We start from the raw sequence: 17,229 nt of genomic DNA, 5'->3' as shown, positions 1-17,229 counted from the left end.
ATTTGCCATAAACTATACGAAAAATCCTGTGATATAATGATAATCGCATTGAAAGAGAGGGATGGTTGCATGCAGAATAATGAATCCAAATCTGTCCAACATCCAAAACGACGTGGATGGAGAAAGGTTCTCAAAATTACTACTACGATACTTTTTACCATGTTTGTATTAATCCTGTGCACGGCTGTTGGGGTTGTTGGTGTAGGTGCAGGACTCGTGTCAGCCCTAACAAAAGATGAAAAAATACGTGTGAAAGAAGATTTTGAAAAAGAGCTGACCGGTTGGTCTCAAACCAGTTCTGCTTACTTTACAGGAAAACAACCGGTTAAAATTGGTGATATGATCACCTTTGACGAACGAATACTGATTAAAGACATTGACGAAGTTAGTCCTCATTTGCGAAATGCATTTCTTGCCATTGAAGATCGGGAATTTTATCAGCATAATGGTGTTAATCCACGCTCATTACTTCGTGCAGCATGGCAAGATTTTTCAGACAGTGATGTCTCTACCGGTGGAAGTACAATTACACAACAACTGATAAAAAATGAATTGCTTACGAAAGAAAAATCATACAAGCGAAAAGCAGTGGAAATTGTAAATTCAATCCGCATTGAGAAATATTATGAAAAAGAAACGATCTTTGTCGCTTACATGAATAGTGCTTACTTCGGAAATGGAGCACACGGTAAGAATATGTATGGTGTAAAAGCTGCAGCTAAAGGAATCTTTAATCAATCCATTGATAAAATGCATCTTGCTCAAGCGGCTTATATTGCAGGCATGGTACAACGTCCCAATGCATATATCCCATTTGGAAAAGACGCTGAAAACAAACTGAAGCTCGGATTAGAGCGTCAACGTCTCGTCCTAGATCAAATGCTAAAGTACAATAAAATTACAAAATCTGAATACGACGAAGCCATGGCCTTCGATATAAAATCTTCATTGGCCAAAAGAAGTGATTTCCCGAACGGATATGAAAAATATCCATTTATTATCCAAGCTGTTGAAAACGAAGCCATTGAAATTTTAAGTCAATTAGATGACGGTAAAAAAGATCGGGAAGATTATCGGAAGCAAGTTCGTCAAGGTGGTTATAAAATTTATACCACAATTGATCAAAAAATGTATGAAGCCATAAATAATGCGGATCAATCCTTAAGCTTTCCTACTAAACCAATTAAAGGTGCCACACGCCAAGAACAAGTCGGTGCCGTCATGATGGAAAATAAAACAGGTGCAGTACTCGCATTTTATGCAGGACCCAATTTTGATCAAAATCAGATGGATCATGCTTTTGAAGCTAAAAACCAGCCCGGATCGGCAATCAAGCCTTTACTGGTATATGGTCCTGCCATGGAAGAGGGCTTACTATCTTCAGGTTCAATTATAATAGATGAACCCATTATGAAAGCCGGTACAAATAAACCTTATAACAATTCAGGTGGGAATAACAATCATGGTCGTGTTACTGCTGCACAAGCTTTACAGCACTCCTATAATATTCCTGTCATCAAAGTTTTCCGTAGACTGGGTATTAATAAGGGGTATAGCTACACAAGCCCCATGAATATTACTCGCCATAAGAATGACTATGAAGCAGCCGCACTGGGTGGCGCTACCGTTGGGTATAGAGTTTCCGATATGACCGCTGCTTATGCTATGATTGCCAATAATGGCATGTATAATAAGCCACACACCATAAATAAAATTGTTTCTCATGATGGTGAAATCATTTATGACTTTGCAAAATCACATTCGCCTAAGAAAATCTTTAGCCCACAAACGAGTTATGAACTTACACGTATGCTTAGAAATGTTGTGACTTCAGGTACGGGTAGACGGATCGGTAGTCAAGTAAGTGGCTACAATGTTGCAGGTAAAACAGGGACTACAACAAGCAAGCATGATTTATGGTTCGTAGGTTATACACCAGAAGTATCTATGGGTGTATGGTCTGGTTATGACTACAATACCCCAGGCAATCAAAATCTAGCCAAGAATGCATGGACCATCTTTTTTAAGGCCGCAGCTAAAGCAAATCCGGATCTTATTAAGCGCGGTTCTCAATTTAAACCACAACCAAGCTTACCATTCCGCTGTTTTGAATGTAATCGTGTTGTGAAAAAAGAAGAACCAAAAGATAAGAAAAAAGAAGAAAATCGCTCAAATAATCCATAACATAATACCAAAAAAGATGCCCTCACAAATGAGAGCATCTTTTTTTAATCTTCCATTGTTGATAAATCTCCCGTAGGTAACCCCAGTTCCCATGACTTTAAAACCCGTCGCATAATTTTTCCGCTTCTCGTCTTAGGCAACTTATCTTTAAATTCGATTTCACGAGGAACCGCATGGGCGGCTAAACCATGTTTGATATAGGTTTGAATCTCCTCCTTTAGTTCTTCTGATTCAAAATAACCTTGTCTTAATGATATGAATGCTTTTATTATTTGTCCCCGAATCGGATCCGGTTTGCCGATCACACCTGCTTCAGCTACAGCTGGATGTTCGACTAATTTACTTTCAACTTCAAAAGGTCCCACACGTTCACCAGATGTATTAATCACATCATCTAGCCTACCTTGAAACCAAAAATAACCATCATCATCGATATAGGCTGAATCCCCTGATAAATACCAGCCCGAAATGCGGAAATATGCTTTATATTTTTCTTCATTTTTCCAAATTTGACGCATCATAGAAGGCCATGGGGTACGAATAGCGAGATTGCCCATGGTATAGGGCGGAAGTTCTGTACCATCATCATCAATGATGGCAGCATGAATACCAGGTATTGGTTTTCCCATAGATCCAGCTCGAATTTCCATCTGCGGATAATTAGCGATTAAGATGCTTCCTGTTTCAGTCATCCACCAATTATCGTGAATGCGTTTTCCATATGTCTCCAGCCCCCACCGTACGACTTCAGGATTTAATGGTTCACCTACACTTAATATATGACGCACCGTTGATAAATCATATTGCTTTACAATCTGCTCTCCAGCCGCCATTAACATCCGAAATGCCGTTGGTGCACTATACCATACTGAAATCTTATTTTTTTCTAAGGTCTTATACCAATCCTCTGGACTGAAACGGCCTCCTCGAATTACATTTGTCACACCATTTAGCCATGGTGCAAAAATACCATAACTCGTTCCTGTAACCCACCCAGGATCCGCTGTACACCAATAAATATCATCCTCTTTTAGATCAAGTACCCATTTGCCGGTTTGATACTGCTGTATCATCGCACGATGTACATGTAGCACGCCTTTGGGCTTTCCAGTGGATCCAGAAGTATAATGAATCAGCATTGGATCATCTAAGTTCATCCACTCTATTTTGAGCTGTGGTGAAGCTTGTTGCCATTCTGCATTCAAATCATAAAAACCTGATTTCACCTCTATATTCTCTCCATATAGTAAGATATGTTTAAGATGAGGTAGTTCATGAAGTGGAACACGCTTTAATAATTCTGGTGTAGTGATCAGCATGGTCGCTTCACTATCTGCAAGTCGATCTTTAACTGCCTCCTCCATAAAAGCTTCAAATAAGGGTCCTACTATTGCCCCGATCTTAAGTGCGCCTAAAAAGCTAAAATATAGTTCGGGCACCCGCGGCATAAAGATAAAAATGCGATCACCCTTACGTATACCAATATCACGAAAAACATTTCCCATTCGGTTGGAATGCTCTTTTAATGCTTGATAAGTATAAGCTTCCTTCCGTATTGAATCACTATACATTAGCGCAATTTTGTTTTTTTTATTTGATTCACAATGCTTATCAATCGCTTCAAATGCAATATTTACTTTTCCTGTTTCATTCCAACTGAATGATTTTTCTACCTGCGACCAATCAAATGTTTTCGTCTTTTCTTCGTAATCCATCAATTGGTTATCTTTAGTCTGAACTTTATAGCGATTATAATGATCCATTATGTACACCCCTATCATCTAATCCATTTAGAATGATGCGACACAACTCTATTATAACACAATTATAATTAATCTAAATTTTCATCTTAGTAAGCACCAACAACTCTCTATAACCATTAAAGACCCCACAGACAAAAAATCTGTGAGGTCTCTATCTGGTTACTTAGGCTGGAAGGTTTTACAATCAGTTTCTTTTTGCTCACGTGCTTGACCTCCAACATGACTGATAACCATGATTTCATCAGCACCACAGCGGTTACCTTGCATATTGAATGTGCAATTAGCCACTTCGCAACTTACATTACTTGGCATCTAAAACCCTCCCTTCGACTATTAAGTAGTATGTACAGTTATGAACAATTTAATCCTCTACATGTGATAAAAGCGTGCTTTTGCTCTCCATACATTCTTTTCCATAACAATCGAAGTGTTACGCATTAAGCTTCTTTTAACATTTGTTGTACCATATGACATGAACGTTCAGCCGCTAGCTTGGTAAACTCCACAAAGTTAAAGGAAGCAGAATGATCTGCTCGATCTGACATCGAACGAATAATGACAAATGGAATGTTTGCAAGTGAACACACATGTCCTACTGCAGCGCCTTCCATTTCTACACAAATCCCATTATAAGCCCGGTACAAATTTTCCACAGTCTTCACATTAGAAATAAACTGATCACCCGATAAGATCTTTCCAGTAAGCACCTTTACATCTGGTATCGATTTTGCTGCTTCTTCAGCCAAACGAATCAACTCAGGATCAGCTTTAAAAATAGAGCTTTCCTGATAAGGAATGATTCCTTTTTCAAAACCTAGCGAACTCGCATCGACATCGTGCTGTTGACACTCACTTGATATACAAATGTCACCAATATCTAGATCTTCATGAATCGCACCTGCTACTCCAGTGAAGATAATCTCTTTTGCCTTAAATTGTGTAATTAAAAGCTGTGTACAGATCGCTGCATTCACTTTTCCTACACCGGATTTACATAATACAACCTCTTGTTCAGCAAGCTGTCCTTGATGATACGTATTCCCCTGTATATGTATCTGCTTAACATCATCCATATTTTCTAGCAAACGTACAATCTCTGCATCCATCGCTCCAATAATTCCAATCGGCATCTTATTCTCTCCATCTCAACTAGGTTTCTTTTTTTAGCATCACTCGATTCGATTGGCGAATTTCGATATGATGTTGTAAGTATACTTGACTCGTGTCAACTTGTTCCTGATTCATATACTTTGTGAGTAGCCTCATTGCTACTGCTCCAATGTCATACATAGGCACATTTATTGTACTAAGCAGCGGTCTTACTTGGGATGACAAAGGAATATTATTAAACCCGATTACCGATATATCGGTAGGAACTTTTTTCCCCTGATCTTGTACGGCATGTATAGCTCCAACTGCCATTTCATCACTGGTAGCAAATACTGCAGTAAGATCCGGATTTTCATTTATCAGCTCTGTCATTAATTGATATCCAGAACGATAACGACCATCTCCTATACGAATTCGCTTTTCGGATATGGGTTTCCCCTGCTCTAGTAAGGCCTCCTTATAACCTGAATAACGAGGATATCCAGTTACAGGATCAGATAAAGCTTCACCAATAAAAGCAATATGCTCATGACCTTCTTCAAGTAGCACTTGTGTTGCTTCTTTTGCTGCTTCCTTTTGATTGATGGTTACATATGGGAGCTGAGCCGTATCATCCTCAGTTGCTGCTAAAACAACTGGAACAGTACTCGCAGAAAAAGTCTCACGATGCAAATTGGTCAATTCCCCACCCAAAAATAATAAACCATCTACTTGTTTTTCAAAGAAAGCATTAATCAATTGATATTCTTTTTCCTGATTCAGGTCAGAATTACTTAAAATGATATGATAGTGATACATCGTAGCAATATCTTCAATACCTCGTGTCAATTCAGCATAAAAGGCATTTGATATATCAGGGATCACAACACCTACTGTTGTGGTTTTTTTACTTGCTAGCCCTCTCGCAACCGCATTAGGGCGATACCCTAATTCTCTAATTGTATTTAGAACTTTTTTACGGGTGGATGGCTTCACATTTGGATTTCCATTAACTACACGTGATACAGTCGCCATAGAAACCCCAGCTTCACGAGCAACATCATATATGGTAATGGCTTCACTTTTTTTTTCCATCATGCATCACACCTAATTTTTGATTGTTTTATTCCTTTTGTTGTTCCATCCAATCATACAGGAACAATTGGTTCGCGCATTAGCAGAATTCTCATTCTGCTCTTTTAGACAGATTTCAGCTGTGAAATTAATTGCAAAACATAGGGTAAAGTATCTCCCATTACACTGGTCCATCCATCATTAGATCCCCGATTAATCCATACAATCGGTTGACGTGGGGCCAAAGCCTGATACAGTTTTTTCGCTGTAATTAACTTTGGGCTCATTTCAGGCAAGCTACTGTTTTTTGCGATCGCATTATCAATTAGACGCTGCGCTTTCTCTTTTGAAGTAAAAAAGTCTACAATCGGACTTTGATCTTGCCCTGCTAATATCACCATATTTTGATCTGGATCTACTACTACCCAAATCTTTTTCAATTCTGCTAAAGCCCGGCATATTTCCCAGCCGTTTGCAGTTCCCTGTCCTTCGATAACGGCTTGTTCTAAGATGAGAAGCTTTTGGTTTATTTCATCACGATGATGATCGTAGTGATTAGTTGGCTGAGAAAGCTCATCATTCTTTTTTCTGCTCTCATCCTGATCTACATCCATATTGCTATCCGAGTCAATCAGCGATGTACCGTGCTTAATCGAATCGGATTGTGGTATTACATCACGATTTGCAGATGAGCGTTGTACGATTTCTTCTTCAGCTGTAACTGCCGTTTGCTGTGCGATATCTTTTTCAGCTGAAGCTTCTGTTTGTTGTACGATATCTTTTTCAGTTGAAGCTTCTGTTTGCTGTACGATATCTTTTTCAGTTGTAACTGCCGTTTGCTGTACGATATCTTTTTCAGCTGTAACGTCCGTTTGCTGTGCGATATCTTTTTCAGCTGTAACGTCCGTTTGCTGTGCGATATCTTTTTCAGCTGTAACTGCCGTTTGCTGTACAATATCTTTTTCAGCTGTAACTGCCGTTTGCTGTACAATATCTTTTTCAGCTGTAGTGACCATCTCTTCTTTTGGGTTCGATTTTTCTACACGCTGAATTTCTTGAACCGAGTGATCCTCTTGTAAAAGCAGACGATTTTCACTATCGTGTGAGGTCTCTGACTTTTTCACATGTTGATTTGTGTCTTTAATAACTATAAAATTTCTTTCTGATGCAGTGCCCACCGTATACCCTTGATGAGTCCCATTCATTATTGTTTTCATTTGCTCGATCTGCAACATGGCTTGTTCTGGTAACCCATAGTGCAAGAAAGGACCGTCAGCCTCTAATTGAAGACAACGCTCTTGAATGGTTTGCCAAGATTTCAACTGAACTTTTCCACCTGTTTTTTGTGTGATAAACTGGGCATCCGATTCTGTCAAATAAATCGCGACACTATACTTTCCATTAGTATACTCACCAAGTAACATATTTTCATTCTGACAAGGTACATATGCTCCAAATGAATGAGCAAGTTGCTGCACGGCGTAAACTTGGATGAGCATAAGAAGATGTTTTTTCATGATAAATAACCGCGACGGTAAACCAGCGTTTAAAACAATGCCATCAGCTTCTGAACGATAAGCTTTGATTAAATACGGTAACATAGGCTCCTCATACATCTTTACATATGAAGGATGGGCTACGCTTACCTGTCGCGCAGCTTCTATATCTGTGAAACCCATTACATACTTACTGTGTGGGCCATTTCCTCTCGCTAGAAATGGTTTTTTGTTTCCATTTAACACTTGATATAATACAAATATTTTCGGTACATGTTTGGAAAAATAATGATACAGCTCATGTGGTGTTAATAGATTTGCTGAAGCTTCTTCCAATATACTCCTTATATTCACTCATATCTCCTCCTCCATGCTCATATCCCATATCGTTCATGTATGTATTGTGAACACGTTTCAGCCTTGGCTGAACCTGCCTCAAAGATGAATACGTATCGTACAGAGGCTTCAACATACAAGTCATTTGTGGTATAGCGTGAATGTGTGATTTCGTTTACCATGTACGCTGGCCTGACAAAGAAGTGACACTTGTAGACATTCCAGCCGAAATAGATTTCATTTCATCTCATCTCATTACAATCAGCTAGTACCACTGGTTTTATTGGTATCTTTTGTTATGTAAAGTGTAGCACAAAATGAATCATTGTATAGCAAAAAAGCGGACAGACTTTTGCTGTCCACTTTTTTAACATAGCTAAAAACCACTGTATTTTTTATCGTTAAGCGTCTATAGACTGCTTTATTCCTGCCATAAAAGCTTCAAAAGATGGAATGTCTAATTGTTGCTTGGCATCTGACAATGCCACCGAAGGATTAGGATGAACTTCGAGCATCACGCCATCTGCTCCTGCAGCAAGCGCAGCCTTTGCACATGGAAGTAGAATGTCTCTTCTTCCTGTAGAATGTGTGACATCTACAAATACAGGTAAATGACTTTCATTTTTTAAGATTGGAACAGCCGAAATATCAAGTGTGTTACGAGTCCATTTCTCATACGTACGTATTCCCCGTTCGCATAACATCACATTGGCATTACCATTGCTCACGATATATTCTGCTGCAAATAAAAACTCTTCTATCGTGGCTGCCAATCCACGTTTTAACAATATAGGAGTGTTAACCGTTCCAGCAGCCTTCAACAATTCAAAGTTTTGCATGTTACGAGCTCCAATTTGAATTACATCTACAAATTCAGTCGCCATCTCAATATCACTGGGACTTACAACTTCACTAATTACTTGTAAGTCATAATGATCCGCTGCTTTTCGTAAAATCTTTAAGCCTTCTACCCCTAAGCCCTGGAAATCATATGGTGATGTGCGTGGCTTAAATGCACCACCTCTCATGATCGAAACACCTTGTTCTTTAAGTACTTTCGCTACAGCAAAAACTTGTTCTTCACTTTCAACCGAACAAGGTCCCGCAATAATTTGAGGCGTTCCATTTCCTACCTTTGTCGTTCCCAGTTGAATCATTGTATCTGTTGCTTGCTTTTTACGACTTACCAGTAAATCTTTTTTCTGATCATCTATCTGAAGATCTAAAGATGCTTTAAAGATTTGTTTAAATAAATAGCGAACGGTATGGTTGTCAAATGGCCCTTGATTCTGCGCCACTAATTGATCTAACATCTTTTTTTCACGTTCGGGGTCAAATTTATTTACGCCTTGCCTTTTCTTTACCTCTCCAATTTCTTGTACCAATGATGCTCTTTTACTTAACAAATGTAACAATTCCATATTGATCTCATCTAACTGAGTACGTAATTCTTCTAATGGTCGATTACTCACCCTTCTAGCTCCTCTCAACTCCACTAAGATTTTGGTAATTATATCGAAAAAAGAAGGGTTTGTCATCTACTTTTCGTTGCGTGAAAATTTAAACAACTAGTATATTGCTTAAGTGTAGCACTTTTCGGCACAAACCAATATGCATCATCCAAAATAAGGAAGTCTATTGTGCGTTGAGATCCCCTCCTTGAGGCTAAATAGAGGCACAATAAACTTCCTCATACGACTAAAATGATCTAACATATCTACTGTATCAACTCTTATCCAATCATTTTCTTAACTACATTTGCCAAGTTTTCATCTGTAATATTACCATGTGAAGTATGCCATATGACATCATTTTTGTGTATAAGAAGAGCTTGTGGCGATTCATGCTTCACTTCAAACCTACTTGCAATTTCATTAGAAAGAGCACGATCCTCTACGACATAGACAAGTGCAACTTCTACCTGCTTGGCTTCTTCCCTCTGTATAAATTGATTGAGCTGTCCATATGCTCTTTCACTTATTGGGCATCTGGTACTATGTTTAAAAAGAAGTATATGGTTTTCTTCAGAACGCTGTAAAATTTGTTCAAGTTGCTCTTGATCTTCAAGCCGCAATGTCTTATTCAATTTTAATCCTCCTCATTTGATACATGAGCCACTCGCTGAGCATAATCAGGGGAATCATTCATCCTACGCGTAAAAATAGATGGATAAGAGGGTGGGAGTCATCTCCCACCCTCTTACTTTAAAAGATCACACGCGTTTAGTCTCCGTTTTTATTTCCGGTTCACTTGATGTGGGTTCCATTTTTATTTCCGGTTCACTTGATGCGGTTTCTGTGTGCGCCTGAACTTCATCCTGTTGTTCTGGTTCTTTCTTTGATGTAGGAAGATCCATCCAACCACTTGAAACGATCTTTTTATCTTGTACTTGCTCTTTTACCTCATCTGCTTGTTCTTTCACTTGATGATAAACTTTAAGCCCTTTATCTTTGGCAACGTCCCACTTCTCATTTAATTCTTCTCGCATTTCACGACCACTTTTTGGTGTAGTAAGCAATGCGAGAGCAGCACCCAGAACCCCGCCGATAACCGCACCGGCTATAAAATCTTTCGCTTTCAAAGCATCTGGTTTTCTACTCATTTTAAATTCCTCCCGTTTGCAGTTTGTTTCCCCTGTGTATGCCTATCTTTCCTCCATTTTTGAGTAAGATCAAGACCCGCTCCAACTAACGCGATCACATTAGCTAGACGATCCTTATGTAATTCGGCATTTTTAGAAATGCTTGTGGAAACGCCTTGAATCGTCTCTCCTACTTCGGAAACAGAATGAAAAATCTGATCTGTCTGCTTTGACTTTTGCCGAATATCTTCTACTAACATCCGTGTTTCTGCTAATGTGTGCGTTGATTCTTCTACCGCCGCTTCAGCTTTTCCCTTTAAGTCATTTAATGTTTTGTCTACACTCTCCAAGGTCTTATTTACGGATATAAGAGATCTAATGGCAAAGATAACAAATATGACAACTGCAAATGCAATAACCGCAATACTTATTTCAATAATCATATTTATACTCCTCCTCTAACTACTTATTACCCACTCACAGCGAATAAAAAACAATGATTAGATATTCTTCCAAATTCAAAAAAATTCACTGATCAAGGGTTACTGGAAGTTTTCCTTTCGCTTTTAAATCCCCCCAAACAACCCTCAAGCCGGCTTCAAGTGATACTTTTGTAGTACTGTATAATGCGATGTAAGTCACCTCTTCAGGTAGATAGGATTGCTCATACGGTGTATCTAAACCTAAAACAATCACTCTTTTTTTATGTTTTACTAACTGTTGAATCCAGTTTGTTATCTTTTCATTCGCATCCAATTGATAAGTTCCAATTACCACCGTATTTGATTTCAGCGAAGTTGGCACAACAAAATTTTTGTCAATTAAATGGACCTTATTTTGTACCCCACTTGCTGCAAGCACAGTATTCCAAGTTTGTTCGTTCTTCATGGTGAAAAAAGTAACATCATGATCTTTCTCAACTGGTAACACTTTCTGTCGATCCTGCACCACCGTAATGGAATTTTCTGCGATCTTTTGCGCATACTTTTGAGATGCGGTTAATGGCAATCGAGTGGCTACTCGCTCTACATCAATCTGGCGTTTTTGGTGATCAATTGAACGACTATTTAATGATTTCGCTTTTAAATCCAGAATCCGTTTTACTGACAAATCAATCCGTTCTTCTGAGATACGACCACTGTCTACAGCCTGCTTCAGCGCTTTCACCGCTTTCTGTTGGTGCTCCCAACTGTGTCCGATAAGAATGATATCAGCACCTGCTTCAACCGCTTTAACAACCGCTTCCTCAACTCCAAAATTTTTTACGATCGCCCCCATCTCCATATCATCTGTTACCACAACCCCATTATAACCCATCTTTTTTCGTAATAAGTCAGTGAGAATGGCAGGTGAGAGCGTTGCAGGTAATTTTTTAGATTGCTCGATTTGAGAGAATGTAATATGTGTGCTCATAATCATATCTACTTGATTTTGCTCGATCAACTTTTGATAGGGGATTAACTCATTTTGCATCAGATGTTCAAGCGAATGATTAATTTGAGGCAGATCAATATGCGAGTCGACGTCTGTATCTCCATGACCAGGAAAGTGTTTAATTGCAGTTAATATATTGCTTTCATGAAATCCGGCTATCATTTCATCTGCCATTTCAGCAGTATGAGTTGCACGCTCTCCAAAAGAACGCACACCGATTATGGGGTTTTTAGGATTATTATTAATATCAACTGACGGTGCCAATGTCAAATTAATTCCTATTTCCTGTAATTCAGCCCCCATTCCCTTTCCAGCTAAAGCAGCTAATTGAGGGTCACCAGTTGCACCAATCGCCATATTTCCTGGGAAAGTTGTTATGCCTTTTTGAATGCGCGCTACTTTTCCTCCTTCTTGGTCAGTCGCAATGAAGAGTGGAATCTTAGCTTTATCTTGAAGTTTGTTTGTCAATTGAGCGATTTGCATCGGTTCATCAACATTACGCCCGAATAAGAGAATACCGCCTACATGTAATTCTTCGATTAAGCGCTCGGCATGTGCATTAAATTGGGTAGAAGGTACACCGTCCTCCTCCTGAAATCCGACTAATAACATTTGCCCAATCTTTTCGTCTAAAGATAGCATCTCTCTTCGCTCTTGTGTCGTATCTGGTTCGATTCTAGTTTGGCTTTGCTGTTGCTGACTACAGTAGGTCTGAGAAATAAGTATGATAATAGTGACTACTAGATATGTAGCCCGTAAGCCTATATTTCTTTTTTTCACCCTTCCACAACTCCTTTTACCCATTTTAACCCATATAATCCGGCAATGAATCATTTTTCGGAAAATGATCAAAATTTGTCTTACTTATCTTCGTCTAGTAACTACGGTTTATGCAGAGTATAATAGACAAGGACGCAAATATAGACAGAGGTGAGATTGTTGAGCATCAAATCAGTTGTAGTAATGAAAGGTGATCAAACAGGTCAGGAGTTGCTAGATGAAGCCCTACGTGTACTAGACCCAAACGTCATTGGGTTTGAAATTGATTTTTTAACCTATGACCTAAGCTTAGAAAATCGTAGAAAAACAGATAATCAAGTGGTACATGAGGCTGCCCAAGCGATGACACGTACAGGCTTTGGATTAAAAGCAGCAACCGTTACACCAGAAGAACAAGGGGATGTCGGAAGCCCCAACGCCATCCTACGAAAAGAAATCGATGGTAAAGTCATTATTCGCACAGGACGTCGAATCCCAGGCGTGCGTCCTGTAGCAGGTACAAATGCACCTATTTCTGTTATTCGTATGGCTACGGGGGATGCATACGGTGCAGAAGAATGGCGTGAAGGTGATGGTTTAGAAGAGTATGCTTATCGTACAGAAAAGATCGACCGTAAAACATGTCGTGCTGTAGCCGAGTTTACTTTCCGTCATGCTAAAAAAACCAACGCAAAAGTCTTTGGTGGCCCTAAGTATACAGTAAGTCCTGTGTATGAGGGGATGTTAAAAGAAGAAATGGACGCCGCTAGTAAACGTTACCCAGAAGTACGCTATGAACCGCAGTTAATCGATGCCACATATGCATTATTAATTAGTAATGCTGGAGATCCGATGGTTATTCCAGCTCTAAATCGTGATGGAGACTGCCTTAGTGACCTTGTTTTACAATTATTTGGCTCTATTGCTGGTTCTGAATCGATTCTCATGGGCTTTGATGAAGATTTTAATCCCCAGGTCGTGATGGCTGAAGCACCTCATGGTACCGCTCCATCCTTATTTGGAAAAAATGTAGCCAACCCAATGGCCATGATCCTTGCGTCAGCATCACTTTTAACATACTTTAACGATAGTAAAGCAACTGCAGCATCACGAGCCATTTATGAAGCTGTAATCGAAACTGTTCGTGACGGAATTCGCACTTCTGATCTAACAGGTAATGCAACCACTACTGAGTTTACCAATGAAGTCATTAATAAAGTTCAAACCAAATTGGAAGTTTGGAATACCTTACAAGGTTTTTGATTCCGCTTGTTAACCACCAATTAAAAAGCGTGCGCATCATTAATGATGCGCACGCTTACTTTAATTTAGGATTTGCGAACGAGAATCCTTCCCATTTCAATGGGATAGATGAAAGTGAGCGTTGCTCGATACCTCCTGTTTTTTTGAGGTGCTTAGAGCAACAAAATCTGCTATGATAAGTCCCATAGTGCGAAAACACTAAAAACGAGTGATCTTTAATAACTGAATCCTATTGGGTTGGTTGGAAGAAACAGTCCGACCGTAAAATGATGCCTGTGTAGCGAATCATGGAATGTGCCTTCGTGGATGGGTGTAGGATGCTATGCTTTTAGTGGTGAGTCGTTCACTTATGCTTCTCCCCGCGTTTCTCGCCATGCTTTTTTCTTTTTGCGTGAGGTAATGCCTTTTTCATTTCTTCCTCAATTTCGTTGGCGTCAAGTTGATAGCTTTCAAGCAAGGCTTTTTTACGTTCTTTTTGACCTTTCAGCTCTTCCATTTTAGTAAATACCTGATCGAGCGACTGACCCGACTTCTTGGAAATAATGTCTGCTAAGGCTAATTGACGTATAGATACTTTCTGCTTAGTCACAAGATTTTTTGCTTCTTCTTCAGTGATTCCCATATAAGTGGCGACATTTTTCAAGGCCACTTCCGATACAGGGTGTACTTTAAACATCTCAGTTTTTAATTCTTCATCTGAAATGCCATAGCTTTCAACAAGTTCTTTTCGTTCTTTTTTACCCTTCAGCTCCTGTACGTTTGTCATCATATCCTCTAATGATTCCCCAGATTTCTTTGAAAGAATGGCTGACAGTGCTAACGCACGGGATGAAGTTTTATCTTTTTCAATCATACGCTTCAGTTCTTCTTCACTTTTATTCAAATAGGAAGCAACTTTTGTAATGGTTTCAGACATTTTCTCCTCTTTCTTTTCAAGGTGTTTGCTTCTATGATCGCTACTTTTTTGTTCTGTTTGTATCGTGGAGTCTGCAAATGTCATAGAAGCTGTACCTAAGCCTACTGTTGCCAATCCAATTCCAGCTTTTCATGGATAACATCTAAAGCACATCCTTTTTGTTTGATATGCTTCTATCTTAGTCACCAATTATGACTTTTAAATGACACACATCGGTAACCTTTAAGACATTGGTAAGACAAATATAAAACAACTGCCGCTTTCTTTTTCGCTTTGAACAAATATTTTACCGCCGTGTGCTTCCACAAGTTGCTTGACAATAGCTAGTCCAAGACCCGTTTCTCCACCTTTACGTACCCGTGATGGGTCTACTTTAAAAAAGCGCTCCCAAATCTTTTTTTGCTCTTCTTTCGACATGCCTTGACCTGTATCACAAATAGATACAATCGTCTCTGTTTCTCTTTGCTCCGCTCTCAATGTAACCCTTCCTTGTTCGGTAAATTGGATGGCATTACGCGTTAAGTTAACTAATATTTGTAAGATACGATCGTAATCTCCGAAAATCGCTGTTTGCTCTCCAGTGGGCAATTCAAGCTTAATTTTCAGCCCCTTATCTTCTGCCATCCAGTATAACTGATCATGTACAAGCGAAAAGAGTTGATCCACATGATACAATTGCTTATTTAGTTCCATTTTTCCCGATCTTATTTTTTCAAGATCCATCAACTCTTGAATCAATCTTGTTAGGCGTAAAGTCTCTTTTTCCATATTGGCAAATACACGGGACTGCTCTTCTTTTTCTACATATCCCTTTCTTAGCGCCTCCAACCATCCCCGTATCGAAGTGAGTGGGGTTCTAAGTTCATGTGAAATATCTAATAAAAACTGACTTCTACTCTGTTCAAAGGCTTGTAATTCTTGCTGCGTTAATGCAAGTTGGTTGGCCATCTCATTAAAGTCTTCTGCAAGTTCTTTGATTTCATCGTTTTCATCCAATGTCGGAATTCTTACATCATAGTTGCCGTATTTAATACTTTTTGTCCCATCACGCAAGCTTTTTATACGAACTGATAATCTTTTAGATAACCAAAAACTGATCATGACAGATACCAGAAGGGCAATCATAGCACCTACGAACAAAGCGTACCGCATTTCTGACATTACTTGTTGATTTCTACCATTAGGAAGATATAGGATTAAATTTCCCATACCTTCTTCTAATAGAAGGGGCTGAGATTGAAAATTTTCACCTTGTAATTTTTGATTCAAACTATGGCTGTCTTCATTTTTTCGAATCTGATCGATCACTTCACGCACTTCGTTATTTGATATTGAATTCTCATCGTAATATAAGGGATTTTTATCTGGATCTAAAATGATGAGGTAAATCCCATCCACTTGTAAGCCATACTCAAGCTCTTTTAGTTTCTCTATACGTATGGCCCCTCTATTTCCTGCTCTTCTTTCAGCTTTGCTCACTAGTCGATTCATCCCTAACGAGACCTTGCGCTGATCCTCGTTCATTAAAATGCGTTCCACATTGTAATTAAGGAGTGTCGAGATTAAAAAAATAGCCACTATGAGGACTGTGACGTGACCTAAAAACATTCTGCGAAAAAGCGTCATTAGTCTTCATCCTCTACAAATTTATAGCCTACACCCCAGACAGTTTGAATCCATTGATGATGATCTCGGATAATTTTCTTTCGTAATCGCTTAATGTGCGCGTCAACCGTTCTCTCATCTCCATAGAAGTCGTAGTTCCATACACGAGATAACAGCTCTTCTCTAGAGAACACGCGTTTAGGGTGCTGAATAAAAAGTTTTAGTAACTCGAACTCTTTAGGGGTCAAATCCTCTATGACTTCGCCATCATAGAGGATTTCACGCATTTCCTCATTAACTAAAAAATATTTTGATTTCAATTTATGCTCCGTGAGAGATGTCTGCTCACGTTGAGAACGTCTTAGGATTGCTTTAATACGCGCAATAAGGGCAAGTGGACTAAATGGCTTTGTGACATAATCATCCGCTCCGAGCTCTAATCCTAACACCTGATCAGATTCCCCAGTTCGAGCTGTTAAGAGGATAATCGGAACATCTGACGATTGTCTAATGATTTGACAAACCCTTACACCATCCATTTTGGGGAGCATCCAGTCCAAAATAATGAGGTCGAAATCTTGATTATTCCAATGATCAAGCGCAGCTTGTCCATCATGTACAAAGCTAACCTGATATCCTTCTTTTCTCATGAATAAATCTAACATTTCACATACACTCGTATCATCTTCAGCAATAAGTAACCTCAATTTTCATTCCCCCGCTCTGCCA

The 17,229-nt window shown here is 39.1% G+C and carries 15 protein-coding genes; 2 read left to right on the top strand and 13 right to left on the bottom strand.

Annotation, left to right across the window (positions count from 1 at the left end; genetic code table 11):
* Nucleotides 1-69: 69 nt before the first annotated feature.
* The gene (locus tag IC619_RS05080; protein ID WP_191139165.1) at nucleotides 70-2,184 is read left to right on the top strand and encodes a transglycosylase domain-containing protein; all 2,115 of its coding nucleotides are present in this window, start codon (nucleotides 70-72) and stop codon (nucleotides 2,182-2,184) included.
* Nucleotides 2,185-2,228: 44 nt separating this feature from the next.
* On the opposite strand, the gene acsA is transcribed toward IC619_RS05080, so the two are convergent.
* The 10 genes from acsA to nagZ all read right to left on the bottom strand — a co-directional run bounded on the left by acsA (nucleotide 2,229) and on the right by nagZ (nucleotide 12,737).
* Nucleotides 2,229-3,947 (bottom strand): acetate--CoA ligase, encoded by a 1,719-nt coding sequence (gene acsA / locus IC619_RS05075; RefSeq protein ID WP_191139166.1) that lies wholly within the window; start codon nucleotides 3,945-3,947, stop codon nucleotides 2,229-2,231.
* 159 nt (nucleotides 3,948-4,106) lie between these two features.
* Nucleotides 4,107-4,259, bottom strand: a complete 153-nt coding sequence (locus IC619_RS05070; RefSeq protein WP_191139167.1) for a DUF1540 domain-containing protein — start codon at nucleotides 4,257-4,259, stop codon at nucleotides 4,107-4,109.
* A gap of 125 nt (nucleotides 4,260-4,384) precedes the next feature.
* The gene (locus IC619_RS05065; protein WP_191139168.1) at nucleotides 4,385-5,077 is read right to left on the bottom strand and encodes a 5'-methylthioadenosine/adenosylhomocysteine nucleosidase; all 693 of its coding nucleotides are present in this window, start codon (nucleotides 5,075-5,077) and stop codon (nucleotides 4,385-4,387) included.
* Nucleotides 5,078-5,096: 19 nt separating this feature from the next.
* Complete coding sequence (gene ccpA / locus IC619_RS05060; protein ID WP_191139169.1) at nucleotides 5,097-6,131, bottom strand: catabolite control protein A; 1,035 nt, start codon at nucleotides 6,129-6,131, stop codon at nucleotides 5,097-5,099.
* 104 nt (nucleotides 6,132-6,235) lie between these two features.
* The gene (locus IC619_RS05055; protein ID WP_191139170.1) at nucleotides 6,236-7,960 is read right to left on the bottom strand and encodes a hypothetical protein; all 1,725 of its coding nucleotides are present in this window, start codon (nucleotides 7,958-7,960) and stop codon (nucleotides 6,236-6,238) included.
* 383 nt (nucleotides 7,961-8,343) lie between these two features.
* The gene (locus IC619_RS05050) at nucleotides 8,344-9,414 is read right to left on the bottom strand and encodes a bifunctional 3-deoxy-7-phosphoheptulonate synthase/chorismate mutase (RefSeq protein ID WP_191139171.1); all 1,071 of its coding nucleotides are present in this window, start codon (nucleotides 9,412-9,414) and stop codon (nucleotides 8,344-8,346) included.
* A 260-nt stretch (nucleotides 9,415-9,674) separates the two neighbouring features.
* Entirely contained in the window at nucleotides 9,675-10,028 is a 354-nt protein-coding gene (gene ytxJ, locus IC619_RS05045) for a bacillithiol system redox-active protein YtxJ (protein ID WP_191139172.1), read from the bottom strand.
* A gap of 126 nt (nucleotides 10,029-10,154) precedes the next feature.
* A complete protein-coding gene (locus tag IC619_RS05040; RefSeq protein WP_191139173.1) occupies nucleotides 10,155-10,544 on the bottom strand; it encodes a YtxH domain-containing protein in 390 nt (129 codons plus the stop codon).
* Nucleotides 10,541-10,966, bottom strand: coding sequence for a DUF948 domain-containing protein (locus IC619_RS05035; RefSeq protein WP_191139174.1), 426 nt, complete (start codon nucleotides 10,964-10,966; stop codon nucleotides 10,541-10,543). Before IC619_RS05035 ends, IC619_RS05040 begins: the two co-directional genes overlap by 4 nt.
* A gap of 85 nt (nucleotides 10,967-11,051) precedes the next feature.
* A complete protein-coding gene (gene nagZ, locus IC619_RS05030; RefSeq protein ID WP_191139175.1) occupies nucleotides 11,052-12,737 on the bottom strand; it encodes a beta-N-acetylhexosaminidase in 1,686 nt (561 codons plus the stop codon).
* 183 nt (nucleotides 12,738-12,920) lie between these two features.
* Between nagZ and IC619_RS05025 the strand changes: the two genes are divergently transcribed.
* Entirely contained in the window at nucleotides 12,921-13,979 is a 1,059-nt protein-coding gene (locus tag IC619_RS05025; protein WP_430624100.1) for an isocitrate/isopropylmalate family dehydrogenase, read from the top strand.
* 343 nt (nucleotides 13,980-14,322) lie between these two features.
* Here the strand turns inward: IC619_RS05025 and IC619_RS05020 are convergent, their stop codons facing one another.
* The 3 genes from IC619_RS05020 to IC619_RS05010 form a co-directional block, all read right to left on the bottom strand.
* Entirely contained in the window at nucleotides 14,323-15,009 is a 687-nt protein-coding gene (locus IC619_RS05020; RefSeq protein ID WP_191139177.1) for a hypothetical protein, read from the bottom strand.
* Nucleotides 15,010-15,117: 108 nt separating this feature from the next.
* Nucleotides 15,118-16,521 (bottom strand): sensor histidine kinase, encoded by a 1,404-nt coding sequence (locus tag IC619_RS05015; protein WP_191139178.1) that lies wholly within the window; start codon nucleotides 16,519-16,521, stop codon nucleotides 15,118-15,120.
* Complete coding sequence (locus IC619_RS05010; RefSeq protein ID WP_191139179.1) at nucleotides 16,521-17,207, bottom strand: response regulator transcription factor; 687 nt, start codon at nucleotides 17,205-17,207, stop codon at nucleotides 16,521-16,523. Before IC619_RS05010 ends, IC619_RS05015 begins: the two co-directional genes overlap by 1 nt.
* Nucleotides 17,208-17,229 lie beyond the last annotated feature (22 nt).

It is taken from the genome of Polycladospora coralii (assembly GCF_014773435.2).
GTDB classification, from domain to species: domain Bacteria; phylum Bacillota; class Bacilli; order Thermoactinomycetales; family Thermoactinomycetaceae; genus Polycladospora; species Polycladospora coralii.
The sequence above is the reverse complement of the archived record's forward strand: the minus strand, read 5'-3'. Positions and strand labels throughout refer to the sequence as shown.

Bases quoted from the DNA above. Each gene is read 5' to 3' on its own strand.
- IC619_RS05080 (WP_191139165.1), top strand. From the start codon at position 70: ATGCAGAATAATGAATCCAAATCTGTCCAACATCCAAAACGACGTGGA.
- acsA (WP_191139166.1), bottom strand. From the start codon at position 3,947: ATGGATCATTATAATCGCTATAAAGTTCAGACTAAAGATAACCAATTG.
- IC619_RS05070 (WP_191139167.1), bottom strand. From the start codon at position 4,259: ATGCCAAGTAATGTAAGTTGCGAAGTGGCTAATTGCACATTCAATATG.
- IC619_RS05065 (WP_191139168.1), bottom strand. From the start codon at position 5,077: ATGCCGATTGGAATTATTGGAGCGATGGATGCAGAGATTGTACGTTTG.
- ccpA (WP_191139169.1), bottom strand. From the start codon at position 6,131: ATGGAAAAAAAAAGTGAAGCCATTACCATATATGATGTTGCTCGTGAA.
- IC619_RS05040 (WP_191139173.1), bottom strand. From the start codon at position 10,544: ATGAGTAGAAAACCAGATGCTTTGAAAGCGAAAGATTTTATAGCCGGT.
- IC619_RS05035 (WP_191139174.1), bottom strand. From the start codon at position 10,966: ATGATTATTGAAATAAGTATTGCGGTTATTGCATTTGCAGTTGTCATA.
- IC619_RS05025 (WP_430624100.1), top strand. From the start codon at position 12,921: ATGAAAGGTGATCAAACAGGTCAGGAGTTGCTAGATGAAGCCCTACGT.
- IC619_RS05015 (WP_191139178.1), bottom strand. From the start codon at position 16,521: ATGACGCTTTTTCGCAGAATGTTTTTAGGTCACGTCACAGTCCTCATA.